Genomic DNA, 14786 nt, shown 5'->3' with positions numbered 1-14786 from the left:
TTTTAATTCAAATTTCTTACTCTTACTATTCAATTATGTATTGCATGATAATCATATCTAACCATTGATTGTTTTTAAAACCAATTTGATTTTGTCTCCCAACAATCGTATATCCTAGTTTTTCATTATAGGCAATACTTCCCGTATTTGTGGCGAATACTTTGGCAACAAGATGTTTGTATTGTAATTGTTTGCATTGCGCAATTAAATATTTTTTCATTGTTGTTCCGTATCCTTTTCCTAGTTTGCTTTCTGTGAAATATACGGCAGTTTCACAGGCAAAACGATAGCCTTCACGATCACTATATCGTTTTATAATTCCCCAACCAATTACAGTATCATCTTCTGTAAAGACGAATAATTTTTCACGATCGTGGAATTTTTTTATCCAAGCTGCAATATCATTTGCAGTTTTTAAGGTTTCTTCCATATTGGAAGTTCCCAGTGTAATATATTCGTTATATATGTTTGCAATTATCTGAAAATCAGTGTTGATTGCTTCTCTTATATTTATGATCTGTTGCATTTCAATCTTTCAATGTCAATACTTTTCCAGGTGTTTGATCCTGTATTTTTGTATGCTGAATTAAATGTGAACCATTAACCCATAAATGCTCAACTCCTGACGATAATTCTCTTGGCGATGTATAAGTCGCGTTTGCTTTAACCGTATTTGGATCAAGCAATACTATATCAGCATAATAGCCTTCTTCAATTAAACCTCTGTGTTTCAGTTGAAAAAACTCAGCAGGCAAGTAGGTTATTTTATGAATTGCTTCTTCCCAACCTAACATTTTTTCGTCAATGACAAAGCGTTGTAAGTATTCAGTAAATGCTCCATAGGATCTTGGATGCGGTTGACCAATACTTTTTGGTGCATTGATAGGATAACTCCAAGAGTCTGTACAAATCATTGCGTTTGGCCACATCACAGCTGTATCAATATCTTTTTGGTCAATACAATGATATACCACCCAAGTTTCTGTACTTGCTGCTAAAATATCAGCAATAGCTTGTGCTAATGATATATTATTTTCTTCTGCAATTTCAGACACATTTTTATTGTAATAATCTTTTAAATCATCAGAAATAATCAACATGCGTGACATGTCGTAATCTTTCTTTGTAATCCATTCTGCTATTGCGTTTACATTTTCTGCATCTTTCATCTTCTCAGAAACCGCAGCAATACCATCTTGCAGCATATATTTAGGAATAAATGCGCGCAATTTTGTAGAAACTGCTGTGTACGGATATACATCGCAAGCCGCTTGCAATTTGCTTGTTTTATTAAATTCTTCAAGCATGTTTAGTACTTTCGGAATTTTTCCCCAATTTTCTTTTTCAGCTGCTTTTATATGACTGATTAATACTCTAATATCTGCTTGTTTTCCTATAGTAAGAGCTTCTTCAACAGCTTTTTCCAAACCATCACGTTCATTTCGAACATGTGAAGCATATACACCACCTTTTTTGGCAGTTACTTTTGCTAACGAAACAATTTCGTCCATTTCGGCAAAACAACCTGGCGCATAAATTAATCCTGTAGAAATTCCCAAAGCACCTTCATCCATCGCTTCTGCTAAAGCTGTTTTCATAGTTTCAAGTTGCGATGGTTGTAAATTGTGCCAATCGTACATATTTCCTGCACGTAATGTACTATGTCCAACAAGCGTGGCAATATTGAATTGTAATTTATCTTGTATTTGATCAAAATATTCTTGCATAGATCGCCATTCAAAAGGAAAACCAATTTCGTCAGATAAACGATTCATGGTTTTGTCTAAATGTTTGCCAATTGGTGCTGGCGAAGTTCCACAGTTTCCAAATATTTCGGTTGTAATTCCTTGATATAACTTATGATCGGCAGCATTTGGGAAAAAATAACCAAAACCTGTAGATGCATGCGGATCTATAAAACCTGGTGTCAAAATAAGTCCAGTTGCATCAATAGTTTGTGTTGCTTCTGGAAGTTCAAAATCTTGACCTTCATAATGAATACAAACAATGCGATCATTTTGGATCCCTACATTTCCAATTTTGGCAGTTTGCTTATGTCCGGTGCAAATTGTTGCATGTTGTATGTAAAAATCTAGCATGTAAGTTCTAAAGTTTTTTGATCGATGGTATATTTATCTATTAAATTTGGTTGTACTGTACAATGTTGTAAACTTTCAATGGCCACAAAACCATTATTCATTGTTACATTTGGTTGAATGATATCTTCTAAAAAGTAACGATCAGAAGGACTCAAATCGTGCGCTCTTGCATTTGGTAAATAGGAAGCCATTCGTAAATTGAGTGATCTTCCAATACCTGTTTCAAACATTCCTCCAATCCAGCATGGAATATTTTGTTCAGCACAATATTGAATAATTTCAATACTTTTTAGTACGCCGCCAACACGGCCAACTTTTAGATTTACTTCATCCAGTAAACCTAAATGGTGTAATTTTAATACATCTCCAATTGATTTTATTTCTTCATCATAACAAATAAAAGCTGCTGGATTTTCTTTTTTAGCCTGCAATAACACATCAAAACGAGTTGGTGCAAAAGGTTGCTCAACCATCGTCTTATAAGTGTTTACGAAATAATTGAAAATTTCTAAGTCGTTTTCACCAAAACTACCATTTGCATCAAAACTCACGTAGGTATCAGCTTCAAACAACATCGGATTGATTTCTTCAAAAAAGTCAATTCGTACGTTTGGAGATATTTTAAACTTAAGCCTTCTGTAACCTGTTTCTAATGCATTTTTTACAACTTCTTTCATTCGGTCTAACTCTGTGTAGAGTCCGAGCGAAATCCCAACAGGAACATGTGCAAGTGGCTTCGTTTGAAGCAATTCAAAAGGTGATCTTCCAGTATTTTTTTCTATTACTTGCAAAGCTGCCATTTCTACAGCGGCTTTTGTGAAATTCCAACCACGAATTTTATCTAGTAATTTAATAAGATCGCCAAATGTTTGATTTTGCTTTAAAAATGGTACAACAAATTGCTCTACCAACGCAATGGCGCCTTCTATAAATTCATCAGAATAATAGGGATCAGGGCGACATGAGCATTCTCCATATCCTTTGATTCCATTGATATCTTCCCATTCAATAATGAGTGCTTCACGAGAGTTTCGTACACCAATTCCAGAAACAAATTGTTCTTTTTGTGGAAGATTCAAACGAATCAATCGTATGTTTTTGAAGGATATTGGGAGATTGAGTATTTCTTCTTTTTGCGTCATAGGGTAAAAGTCTCTTAGGGTAGACTTGCTTAAAGCAGTGCAAATATAGAGAATCTAAGGCATGTATTTTGTTAAAGTGTTAAATTTTATGGTGTTTTGACTATGAATAGTTATAAATCTACAAAATTAGTAGGCTTTTGTTGCGAATTTTCTAAAAATAGAAAAGACTGCTTCTATACTTTTTTAGAAGCAGTCTTTTCGTGAAATATTATGATTCAAAAAATCTGTTTTGAGTTTAGTTGAATGTAAATGTTTGACCCGCAATTTGTCTTGTCCAACTATACACATTTAAACATACTGTATATGTAACTCCAACTTCTAAAGTTCCATCCTGATATTCAAGATTCACAGTTCCACTGTTGTGTGAACTACTGCTAAACTTGTGAATTACACCGCCAACTGCTTTATTGGAATCTTGTAAATCACTACCTTTTACTAAATACATTCTCATAGAGCTAATTTGAGTAAATTCAGAAGGAACCGTGTAACGAGCCGTGACTCTATTGTTTGTAGCATTTAATTTGAAACATCTACTTGAATTAAAGTCAAAAATTTCTCCAGCGTCAATTCGCACGGTTGCAGCAGTTGCATTAACACCTTGATCTACATTGTTAGGACCATATCCAATTAAATAAGAATCAGAAGTAAAATCTAGTTTAGAATTTTGCACTTTTACCGTCGCAGGAGAATTTGAACCAGGAACATCTGTTGGAGCAATAACTTGCTTTCCATCTTCGTCAAAAACGTACACTTTTCCTCCATAATTGATACCAGTACCTGTAGTAGGTCTTGTGATCGTCAATTCTATTTCATCTCTTTCTTCGATTACAACCTCATCAATTCTAGTTGAATAAGACTTTGAAGATTGCATTGCTGCTAATTCTATTTGATTTGAATTGCTTTTAAAAATTAGGTTTTTCATAATTTTTGGTTTTAATGATTAATTAGTTTCTTACTCATGAGGCTTTTCAGATTACGCCTATTTTTGGGTGGTTTTTTCCACATCTTATTTTTTAGTAATTACATCTTGTCAGTACTTTTTGATTTGACTGAAAACTCAGTTGAGTTGGTACTTTAAAATTGATGACTAAAAAATGGCAGAATTAAACTAGCTAGCGTTTTATTTCTGATGTGAAATTAGCTTGAAATAAGAGTGAAGGTTTAAATAACGGAATAAGATGGTAATTCTTTTCCATGAAGTACTCTATAGTACGGAACGAATTGATTTATGAGAATTTTTAAATTAAATAGTTAATATTTGAAACTATTTTAATGTTTGAAACTTATTAATAATGTCTTTATATTTTCCACTTAAAGTGGCTTTATAATCTCCTGTGAGTAGAATAAGATTGTCTTGCGGAATAATTTCTTGTACTTTTTGAAGATTGACAATAAAGTTACGGTGCGTTCTGTAGAATTTTTGTTCATCTAATAAATCTAAGATTTTAACCAACGAAATAAGAATGACAAATTTTTCCTTGTGAGTAATGATATTACAGTATTTTTCTTCTACTTCAATAAAAATAATATCATCTATGTTTACTTTTTTGAGTGATTTTCCTTTTTTGATGAATAAATGATCTTTGCTGATGATTGTATTTTCGTCTTCTCCTGAAAATGAATCTTCCTGATCATAAAATTTTTCAATTGCAGTTTCTATTGCATATATGATTTCCAGCTCATTAAAAGGTTTGATAAGATAACTATAAGGATGTGTAAGTCTGGCACGATTAAAGATTTCGCGACTTGTCGTACTTGTTAGAAAAATAAAAGGTTTTAATTTTTCGGGTTGCGCATCAATAAATTCTGCAAAAGCAATTCCATCGGGTTTTTCTTCTAAGAAGATATCAATGATTGCAATATCAATATCTTCCGAATAAAAGAGATGTATAGCTTCTTTGAACGTACGTGCTATGCCTACGATATTAAAATTATTTTCTTTAAGTACTAAACTTAGTGCATCACTTTCTGTTTTAGTATCTTCAACGATAAGTACGTTAATTTGGTTCATTTGGTAGGTTTTTAGGTAAAGAGATGATTATTTTGGTACCTTTTCCAAGTTCGCTTTCTATGGAAAATGTACCATTATTTTTTTGTGTCATTGATTTACAGAGTTGCATGCCCAATCCTGTACCAATGATGTCTTCATGTTTCTTTTTTGCGAGTAAAGAAGTGTTCTGCAACAATTCGTCACGTGTTTTTTTGTCCATTCCAATACCAGTATCTTCTACGATAAGACTGCAAAGGTTGGAATCGTTTTTTTGTGTGTAAATTGTAATACTTCCTTTAGTTTTAGTAAACTTTATAGCATTATCTATTAAATTTCGTAAGATGATTTTCAGTGATTCTTGATCTGCATACACAATATCTTTTTTATCAACCTTGTTTTGAAAGGAAATTTCTTTTTCAGCTAAAATGGCTTTGTAATTAAAGGAAACATGTTCTACGATATTAGCTAATCGTAGTTTTGTGATATGAAAAAAAGATTGTTTTGTTTGCAGCAATGCCCAGTTTAAAAGATTGTCCAATAATGTATATGCAGAATTTACAATAGAACTATTACTATTTAGTAAACTTTTGACCTTTTGTATGTTTTGTGTTTCTAAGTTGTTGATTAGCTTTTTGTTGCTGATTTTAATGGCATTTACCGATGAACGTAAATCATGACTTACAATAGAAAAAAGTTTATCTTTTGTAGCGTTTAATTCGTCAAGATTTTCTTTTTGAAGATTAATTATTTTATTTGATTTTACCTTCTCACGATAAAAATAAATACTGGCAAGCAAGAGTAGTAATAAAATGATCGCAGAATATAAAAATGTATTACGCTCGGCTATCTTTACTTTATTTTCTACTTGTAATAAACTTACTTGCTTTTCTTTGTCTTTTATAGCAATTGTTTTTTCTAATTGAATGATTCTCAGTGCATCATTTTGATTGGTTAGAGAATCTTTCCATTGATCATGTTCTTTTCTATATGCAATAGCACTTTTGTAGTTTTTTCGATCTTCTTCAACGATAGCCATATTGAGTGCAGCAGTCTTCTTTGATAAAAAATTATTGGTTGTTTTGGCTAATTCATACGCTTTTTCAAAATATGGAATTGCTTGTGCATCTTTGTATTGATTGTAATAAAAACTGCCTGCATTTCCATATGAACCTATAAGATCAACAGTATCGTTGGTTTTTTCTTGTGATTTAATAGATTTAATTACAAATGCTTCAGCTTCATCATATTTTTTTAAATGTAAATAGCATAGACCTATATTGTACTCAACATTTCCTCTTTTAATTCCCAACAATTCTTTATCTGATATTTCTTCAATCTTGATAAAATATTCAAGCGCTTTTTGAAACTTGTATTCTTCCAAAGCAATTGTTCCTAGAAACATGATAACGTTATTATGAAAATCAAAATCTTTGGAGATTTCTAGTAATTCTTTTTCAGCTTCTTTGAATACTTGTTTCTCAAAAAGAGAATAACCTCTTAGAAAGTGACAGTAATTTGAGAGTTCTTGATCGCCATTTTTTAAATTCAATACTTTCATGGAATACAATAAGGTAGAGTCCCATTCTTGTTCATAAAAAAATAATTTGGCTTTTGAAAAAAAACGACTGTTATTAAATTTTGAAGTTTTTTGCTCAAGTAATTGATCAAATATATTATTACTTTCAACTTCTTGAGAAAAAAGTATAAAAGGAAGTAATGCAAATAAGAATAATAAATACTTCTTTGTAATAATACACATGTCTTATTTTTTTTACAATTTACTTAAATATAAAAAGATAAAAAAGCAGTAACGATGAATTACTGCTTCTAAAATGTTGTTTATTATTTATATTACATGGGTCTTTTGACAGTTGTAACTGTACCTCTTGTCGTTCTTGGATCATCATCAACCAAAAATACTTGAACAGTTACTATTTCATTTAAATCAATATCTTGGCTAATATTTTTGTTAACAACGATTTGAAATGTATTATCCCAATACACCGGCATTTCGGGACTATGAGCTTCGTTGAAACTTACGTAAATGTTCAATTGCGGCAATCCGAAATCACCAAGTACAAATTGATAATTAAATTGTAGCCTTTCTACATTTATGAGCGGTTTTTTTGTTTTAGCAACCAATAATATACCGATGTTCATAATCTCTGCGTCGAGAACAACTGAAGTTACTGGCGAAAAAATATCATCATTAATTACACTCAGATCTTCTTTGTTTATTGAAGATTTTCCATTGGATAAACTAGCGTAATATATAGGATTATCCGTATCATTACCAATAGGTTTAGTCGTAGCTATGATAGCCTTAATGGTATCTATTGAAGACTGTGTCACTGGTATATCATTACTAAATAAGTTAAACTTTCTTTTTTCTTGTAATATGTTTTGAGTATCCATAATCATATGTTTTATGAGTTAATATTTATTTTTATGGCTATTTTGAGTACAACCTTAGCTTGTATATTACATGGGCTTTTTTACTGTAGTTACAGTACCTCGAGAAGTTACAGGATCTAAATTGCTGAAAAATGTTTGTACAGTTTTAATTTTAGGAGACTCTCCAAGAATATTTATGACGCTATTAGATTGAAACGAAATTAGCGTTGGAATATATTGATTTGTACATACATCACTTGTACGATAACTAATATAGAAATTCAATTGATTATCTCCGTTATTACCGTAAACATGTTGTTGTGTTACTTGAAATTTGTTTTTATCAATTTCTCCAAAAGGAAATAAAATCATGGCATTTACATTGATAATTTTTCTATCTTTTTCTTCATAAGCAGTTACTGTTGGTGGAAATAAATCTTTCGTTTTATGGTCAGAAATCTTAAGTAATATTTGTTCATTTGAAGAATAATTTCCGTAAATCTCTACAGGAGATGAAACCGTAATAGTTGAAGCTATTGGTATTCCTGGTGTTTTTATTGTTTGTTCTTCTATGAGGAATTCAGTTTTCATAATTATTAGGTTTTAAAGATGTTAGTTTTCTTTTTGGTTACATAGGTCTTTTTACTGTAGTGACAGTTCCTCTAGATGTTCTTGGATTACTACTTTTTAGATATACATGAACTTCTTCTATCTTTTCGTCATAAGCAATTTTAAAGTCTGCTAAGTAGGTAATAAATTCAGTAGTTGGATCAGTTCTTTCCTTTTTAAACTCTATATAAATACGTTTTACTTCAGGTTTTTGAGAATCAGAGTTTTCGTAGATATCTAAATAAGTTATTTTATGAGAAGAATTTATATATAAAACAGACTGTATTTCAATACTTTTATTGTCTTTTGAAACAGTAGCTTCTACTTGCATTGGTGCGACTAATTCATATCCTTCCTTTAATTTGTATGGTTCGTTGATGGTAATTCTTTGATTTGCTCCTGAATTACTAACAAAAAAATCTGCCGGCGCGTATGTAATTTTGTCGTCAGAAATTGCTTGAGTGATAGTTGTTGAGTTCATAATGAAATTGCTTTAGTTAATATTTGTATAGAATTGCTTTATTTTAAGTTAGCAATTCTATACAAAGAGATAACATAAAGATATTCTTATTAGAAAAAATGGCACGAGATGGCTTTTTTTAGGAACGAAACATGAAGGCTGTAGAACAAGATTCTTCCTTGTATAATACTACGTTTTTAAATAAAAATTATGGAAAACACTTCTGTAGTATTCGTTATTTATAAATAACGAGAGACGTTTTTTCTCAATCTTTCAGAAGAGTAGTAATTTAACAGATGAAATTAATTTTAAACCATTGAATCATGAAGAAAAAGAGAATCAAAAATCTTCAATTGAAGAAAAAAACAGTTGCTAACTTTCAAGAGAAGTTAAAAGGTGGACATATTACAACTACATTAATAACTGTTACCTGCCTAATGCAATGTTATACATTACAAGACGAACCTTGGTGTTGGGAAGCAAAACGATAATAATGTATAGGTATAAAAGCGAACTTCGGTTCGCTTTTTATTTGCAAATTTTTTAAAATGTAAGTCTACTTAATAGGAGTGAAGAAGAGCAGATTGTATATTCCGTATTTTACAATTCTAGATAAAGAATATACATGATGAAAAATAATTTTCGTAATTAAAATTGTGTTTTTCAGAAATGTTCTTACATTTGTAGACGACTGGTCTAATTTTTAATTAATGAAGAAACAAACAGTAGATAATATTTTAGCCATAGGAACAGAATTGGTGTTAAAAAAAGGATACAATAACCTAGGTATTCAAGAAGTCCTTACAACCGCCAAAATTCCTAAAGGATCTTTTTACTATTACTTTAAAAGTAAAGAGGACTTTGGTGTGCAATTAATAAAATATTATTCTGAATATTCTTTAAAAATTCTCAACCATTATCTAAAAGATGAAACTAAGAATCCTAGAGAACGATTATTAACATTTTTCAATGATATGAAGAATGTGTACTCTGCAAATGGATTTAAAGAAGGTTGCTTGTTAGGAAACTGTAGTCTAGAACTATCTGATCTTTCTGAAACGTTTAGCAATGTAATTGCTTCTGAGTTAGATAAATGGCAAGATTGCTTTGAATTGTGCATTGCAGAAGGACAAACTTCTGGAGTAATTCGTAATGACAAAGAAGCTGCTGATATGGCTAACTTCCTATTATCAGGTTGGGAAGGCGCAATTTTAAGAATGAAATCTTCAAAGAATGACGATTCTATAGAAGTATACATTCAATTTGTTGCCGAATACATCATCTAATTTTTTTTAGACACTTTATAGTTGACTGGTCTAATATTAATTAAATTTAAATCAAGAAAAATGAAAAATGTAGTAATTACAGGTAGTAGTAGCGGATTTGGATACCTAGCTTCCTTAACATTAGCAAGAAAAGGATATAAAGTATGGGCGACAATGCGAAATTCTGAAAGTAAAAATCTAGAAAAGAAACAGGAGCTATTACACATAGCCAAAGAAGAGAATCTGCATATTGCAGTTATAGACATGGATGTAAATTCAGATACATCTGTAACAGCAGCAATTCAAACAGTTGTAGATGTTGATGGCAAAGTTGATCATTTGGTAAATAATGCAGGATATATGTTTGTCGGAATTACAGAAGCATACAGTATTCAACAAGCAAAAGATCAATTTGAAACCAATTTCTTTGGAATTTTACGTACCACAAAAGCTGTAGCGCCACATATGCGAAATCAAAAAGAAGGATTGATTATCAATGTAACTTCTTTAGCGGGTCGTTTGTCATTTCCGTATTTCGGAATTTACTGCGCGAGTAAGCATGCGGTAGAAGCATATTCACAAGCATTACGTTATGAATTAGCACCTTTTGGAGTAGAAGTAAGCGTGGTAGAACCTGGACCATTTGGAACAAACTTATTATTTACAGGACCCAAAGAAGCAGATCAACAAGTATTTGAAGCTTATGGCGATTACAAAGAAACTCCATATGCTATGTTGAAAAACTTTGAAGGATTTTATGAATCTGAAAATGCGTTAGATCCACAATTAGTGGCAGATGATATTACTAAACTTATTGAAGCCAAACACGGAACTCGTACTGAGAGAATCGTTTCAGGAATTGATTATGGTTTAAAAGAATTGAACGAGAAAGTAGCACCAATTCAACATGCATTAATCAAAGATGCTTTACAAATGGAACATCTTTTAAAAGTAGCTCATCACAGTAATTAACATAATTATAAGAACAGCATAGCGATAGTTTTTATGGCTATGCTGTAACTTTATAGCATACAATATTCGTTTTACAAATTATAAAAACATGAAAATTAAAGATTCAAAAATTTTAATTACTGGCGGAAGTTCTGGAATAGGAAAAGAAACGGCAAGAGTACTTATAGAAAAAGGCGCTACAGTAATTATTACAGGTAGAAACAAAGAAAAACTTGAAAAAGTAGCTACAGAAATTGGCGCTATTCCATGTGTGTTTGATATTTCTGATTTATCAAACTTCAAAGAAAATACAGAAAAATGTATGGCTCTTTTAGATGGAAAACTCGATGCATTGATTAATAATGCAGGAATTGGTGTTTTTCCTAAAATGGGAGAAATCACTATGGAAGACTTTCAATCAATTTACGCAACAAATGTTTTCGGATTGGCTTTATTGACACAAGAAGTAGCTCGGATTTTTATCAGACAAAATCACGGAAGTATTATCAATATTGGTTCTACAGCAAGTCAAAAAGGATTTGTTGGAGGAACAGTGTATGCTTCTTCAAAATTTGCGGTACGTGGTATGACACAATCTTGGCAAGCGGAATTGAGAAAACACAATATCCGTGTGTCTTTAGTAAACCCAAGTGAAGTTACAACTGCTTTCGCTGATGAGAATAGAGTAGAGCGCAGTGATGTTGCAAATAAACTTTCTGCTATTGAAGTTGCGCATACTATTGTTTCAACCTTAGAAATGAACGACAAAGGTTTTGTGCCGGAAGTTACACTTTGGGCAACAAATCCATTTTAAATAACATCATGATTTTAGCACACGAAACATTATCTCTTTATGACAAAATGCTTTTTGAAAAGGCCATTGTACAAGCTCCTTTTCAAAAAGCAAATCCAATGACAAATGAAGCGTGTTTTTTATATGTTTTAGAAGGAGAAAATAAGACGTATTCTGCTTTAGAACGAACACATATTAAAGTTGGAGAATCTGTGTTGATGAAGTGTGGGAATTTTATGTTTAAACTACTTCCAGATAAAAATGCAGGAACTTATGAAGCCATTGCAGTTCATTTTTATCCAGAAATTTTAAAAAAAGCGTATGGAAATACGTTACCTTCTTTTTTAAAGAAATATACAAATCAACATACGCCAACTTTAGTAAAACTTGAAGCTATTACGTTGATTCAACAATATATAGAAAGTGTTCTTTTCTACTTTAAGAATCCTAATTTGGTCAATGAAGATTTACTAGTGCTAAAACTCAAAGAAATTATAGTATTACTTTTACAAACGGATAGTTCTGATAAGATAAAAACTGTATTGTCAAATTTATTTACAACACAAACATTCGATTTTAAGGAAACGATAGAAGCGCATTTGTTTTCTTCATTGACAGTTTCTGGTTTAGCAGAACTGACCAATAACAGTTTGTCATCTTTCAAACGAAAGTTTAAAAAAATATACAACGATTCGCCCAATAATTACATAAAAAATAGGCGATTGCAAAAGGCTTCAAGCTTACTTGCCGTTTCTGAGTTGAGTATTTCTCACATTGCTTATGACTGTGGCTTCAATGATATTGCGCATTTTTCAAAATCATTTAAGCAAAAATTTTCTATTTCACCTTCTGCATTTAGATTGAACCAAAAACACAAAATTTTGAACCAATCGTAAAAAGCATTCTTCGCGTTCTGTTTCATATTTGCATAAGTACTAAACGTTAAAAAAAGTGTATGAAACAAATTAGGAAACTTACAGGATTAGCTATGATAAGTGTACTCATGTCTTGTAATACAAATTCAAAAACCATTGCATTAAACGAAGAAACAACAAAAACAGAAACAGTGACGATGACAACAAAAAGTGATGAAATAGTAAATGTAGCACTTGTTTATTTAAAAGATGGACAAGAAGCAAAGTTTGAAGAATACAAAAAAAGAGGTGGCGCTTTATTAGAAAAGTATGGTGGAAAAATTGAACGCATCATCAAACCAAAAATGTTAGCAAAAGGTGATATCGAATTACCAGACGAAATTCATTTTGCGAGCTATCCAAGCATTGAAGTTTTTAACCAATTCAATGAAGATAAAGATTTTCAAAATATTAGAAATGAATATGCTATGCCAGCAATTAAAGACATTTCAATTTTTACGAGTAAAAACACCGATTTCAAATTTAATCGTGAAACAGGTGATAAAACAAAGACATATGGAGTTGCATTAGTCTATTTTAAAGAAGGAAAAAAATACGAACAACAATTTGCAGAATATCATGATGATGCTTGTAAAATTATTCCTGAGTTTGGAGCGCATTTTGAAAGATTTATAGCTCCATTTCAAGCAAAAGGAACGCTAGCAAAACCAAATGAAATTCATCGTTTTTATTTTGACTCACCAGAAGGCATGCAACAAATGGGAACAGACAAGCGAATGCAAGCATTGTTCCCAAAAAGAGATGAATCACTAAGCAATTTAATCTTCATTTTAGGAGAAGCAATTCAGTGATTTCATAGCGCGGCTACGCGTAAGTATTTTAATAGAGTTTTTTAAAGTTTATCAATGATCAGAACTGTTTATCCTACTTCTGATCATTGTCTTTTTTTAGGTATCACAACTCACATCATCCCAATCTTGATCCATGTAATGAATAAGCCAATTGAGTGCATAATGACGTTCGTATACAACTCCAGGATTCATTGTTTCCATTGATTGCCCATTAATACGCGCATCAACACAAGCCCAATCCATTCTGTAATACAAATCATTTAAATCTAATATTTCAGCAGCGCTTCTTACGGTCGTAGCTTCAGCAATAAATGTATTTGGATTGCTAAGCGGGTAGTCTTCTTCGGCAACTACATTAAGATCAATCATTGTATCTGCAAACGGAAGTGTATCTGTTTTTTTTAATGCCCATAATAATATACCAAGACCTTCACATTTCCATGATTCTTGGTTTTTACCTGCGACAGTAGGATTTTCTAACAAGTGCTTTTCTTTTGGTGTTGTAACATCCCAAAGATTAAATTTCTTTAGCATGTTAATTGCTTCTTCGCCAGAAAAACCATTTAAGGTAAATCCGTTAACAAATGCCATCACAGTAGCACGTTTTGCAATTTCTTCGGCAGAACGAATTTTAGTACTTTCAAGAGTCTCTATATGTGGAAGATTTCTATTGATTTTAACGTTTAGTTCTTCTAAAACCGCTTCACTTTTAGCTTTTCGTTCTTTTTGTTCTTCTGTAACTTCTTCATCATTAGTAGTATTGAAAAACTTTGGATCAATACGAACAGGAATCGTTTCTACTTCTGAGTTTCCTTCATGATCAATGATTAACTGTAAATTCTCGTCTAAGAAATGTTGTCCATGTGCTTTTGAAATGATCGTTCCGTCTTGTACAAACAAAATCGCTTCATACGCAAGAGCTAAATCTCTAATAATGGCAGGAATTTCCTTGATAGTTCCTTTCTCTTCAATAATAGAAAACTCTGAATTTAACGAATGGATTTTATGTAGAAACCGATCTTTTAATGTTTCATTTTGTATAGGTAATGACTGCGCAAAACCATATAAACCTTGTAAATTACTGTTTAGCGGACAGTTTTCATCATGTGTAATTTGGTAATTTGGCTCCATACGTTCACGATATGGAATTTTTAATACTTTTTTGGAAGAAAAAAAACCGCCTTTAATTTCAACTTTAAAAATTTTAAACTCATCTTCTTCATCGAGAAAAATGTCAGAAGTTGGAAAATATTTCCTGAGTATTTTAGAAATAGTTGTAGATCCAATTTCATGCGAATACAGGGTACAGATCATATATGTTTTTGTTTTTTGATGGTGAAAAATAAATATTGTTTCA

At 31.5% G+C, this 14786-nt stretch carries 16 protein-coding genes; 6 read left to right on the top strand and 10 right to left on the bottom strand.

All coding sequences use genetic code 11. The annotated features are described in order from the left end of the window. Positions 1 to 25: 25 nt before the first annotated feature. The 9 genes from ACOQOS_RS06580 to ACOQOS_RS06540 form a co-directional block, all read right to left on the bottom strand. Complete coding sequence (locus ACOQOS_RS06580) at positions 26 to 526, bottom strand: GNAT family N-acetyltransferase (RefSeq protein WP_420574181.1); 501 nt, start codon at positions 524 to 526, stop codon at positions 26 to 28. A gap of 1 nt (position 527) precedes the next feature. Continuing rightward, complete coding sequence (locus ACOQOS_RS06575; protein WP_420574180.1) at positions 528 to 2099, bottom strand: N-acyl-D-amino-acid deacylase family protein; 1572 nt, start codon at positions 2097 to 2099, stop codon at positions 528 to 530. Further along, the gene (gene menC / locus ACOQOS_RS06570) at positions 2093 to 3241 is read right to left on the bottom strand and encodes an o-succinylbenzoate synthase (protein WP_420574179.1); all 1149 of its coding nucleotides are present in this window, start codon (positions 3239 to 3241) and stop codon (positions 2093 to 2095) included. Before menC ends, ACOQOS_RS06575 begins: the two co-directional genes overlap by 7 nt. 235 nt (positions 3242 to 3476) lie before the next feature. Then, positions 3477 to 4163: a hypothetical protein gene (locus ACOQOS_RS06565; protein WP_420574178.1), complete on the bottom strand. Its 687-nt coding sequence runs from the start codon at positions 4161 to 4163 to the stop codon at positions 3477 to 3479. A 342-nt stretch (positions 4164 to 4505) separates the two neighbouring features. Beyond that, the gene (locus ACOQOS_RS06560) at positions 4506 to 5252 is read right to left on the bottom strand and encodes a LytR/AlgR family response regulator transcription factor (RefSeq protein WP_420574177.1); all 747 of its coding nucleotides are present in this window, start codon (positions 5250 to 5252) and stop codon (positions 4506 to 4508) included. Further along, entirely contained in the window at positions 5239 to 6990 is a 1752-nt protein-coding gene (locus ACOQOS_RS06555) for a tetratricopeptide repeat-containing sensor histidine kinase (protein WP_420574176.1), read from the bottom strand. The genes ACOQOS_RS06560 and ACOQOS_RS06555 overlap by 14 nt, the downstream gene beginning before the upstream one ends. Positions 6991 to 7082: 92 nt before the next feature. After that, the gene (locus ACOQOS_RS06550) at positions 7083 to 7646 is read right to left on the bottom strand and encodes a hypothetical protein (protein WP_420574175.1); all 564 of its coding nucleotides are present in this window, start codon (positions 7644 to 7646) and stop codon (positions 7083 to 7085) included. 66 nt (positions 7647 to 7712) lie between these two features. After that, a complete protein-coding gene (locus ACOQOS_RS06545; RefSeq protein ID WP_420574174.1) occupies positions 7713 to 8216 on the bottom strand; it encodes a hypothetical protein in 504 nt (167 codons plus the stop codon). Between the two features lie 37 nt (positions 8217 to 8253). Then, the gene (locus ACOQOS_RS06540) at positions 8254 to 8715 is read right to left on the bottom strand and encodes a hypothetical protein (RefSeq protein ID WP_420574173.1); all 462 of its coding nucleotides are present in this window, start codon (positions 8713 to 8715) and stop codon (positions 8254 to 8256) included. 302 nt (positions 8716 to 9017) lie between these two features. Here ACOQOS_RS06540 and ACOQOS_RS06535 point away from each other — a divergent pair, with 302 nt between their 5' ends. The 6 genes from ACOQOS_RS06535 to ACOQOS_RS06510 all read left to right on the top strand — a co-directional run bounded on the left by ACOQOS_RS06535 (position 9018) and on the right by ACOQOS_RS06510 (position 13429). After that, entirely contained in the window at positions 9018 to 9185 is a 168-nt protein-coding gene (locus ACOQOS_RS06535) for a hypothetical protein (protein ID WP_420574172.1), read from the top strand. Between the two features lie 219 nt (positions 9186 to 9404). Continuing rightward, positions 9405 to 9980, top strand: coding sequence for a TetR family transcriptional regulator C-terminal domain-containing protein (locus ACOQOS_RS06530; RefSeq protein WP_420574171.1), 576 nt, complete (start codon positions 9405 to 9407; stop codon positions 9978 to 9980). 60 nt (positions 9981 to 10040) lie between these two features. Further along, positions 10041 to 10931: an SDR family oxidoreductase gene (locus tag ACOQOS_RS06525; protein WP_420574170.1), complete on the top strand. Its 891-nt coding sequence runs from the start codon at positions 10041 to 10043 to the stop codon at positions 10929 to 10931. An 88-nt stretch (positions 10932 to 11019) separates the two neighbouring features. Further along, on the top strand, positions 11020 to 11724 hold the full coding sequence (locus ACOQOS_RS06520; RefSeq protein ID WP_420574169.1) for an SDR family oxidoreductase: 705 nt from the start codon (positions 11020 to 11022) through the stop codon (positions 11722 to 11724). 8 nt (positions 11725 to 11732) lie between these two features. Next, positions 11733 to 12599 (top strand): helix-turn-helix domain-containing protein, encoded by an 867-nt coding sequence (locus tag ACOQOS_RS06515; RefSeq protein ID WP_420574168.1) that lies wholly within the window; start codon positions 11733 to 11735, stop codon positions 12597 to 12599. Between the two features lie 59 nt (positions 12600 to 12658). Further along, on the top strand, positions 12659 to 13429 hold the full coding sequence (locus tag ACOQOS_RS06510) for a hypothetical protein (RefSeq protein ID WP_420574167.1): 771 nt from the start codon (positions 12659 to 12661) through the stop codon (positions 13427 to 13429). Positions 13430 to 13525: 96 nt separating this feature from the next. On the opposite strand, the gene ACOQOS_RS06505 is transcribed toward ACOQOS_RS06510, so the two are convergent. Further along, the gene (locus tag ACOQOS_RS06505) at positions 13526 to 14743 is read right to left on the bottom strand and encodes a DUF4272 domain-containing protein (RefSeq protein WP_420574166.1); all 1218 of its coding nucleotides are present in this window, start codon (positions 14741 to 14743) and stop codon (positions 13526 to 13528) included. Between the last annotated feature and the right edge of the window lie 43 nt (positions 14744 to 14786).

The organism is Kordia sp., assembly GCF_965224175.1.
Classification (GTDB): Bacteria; Bacteroidota; Bacteroidia; order Flavobacteriales; family Flavobacteriaceae; genus Kordia.
This window is presented reverse-complemented; position numbering and strand designations above follow the sequence as displayed.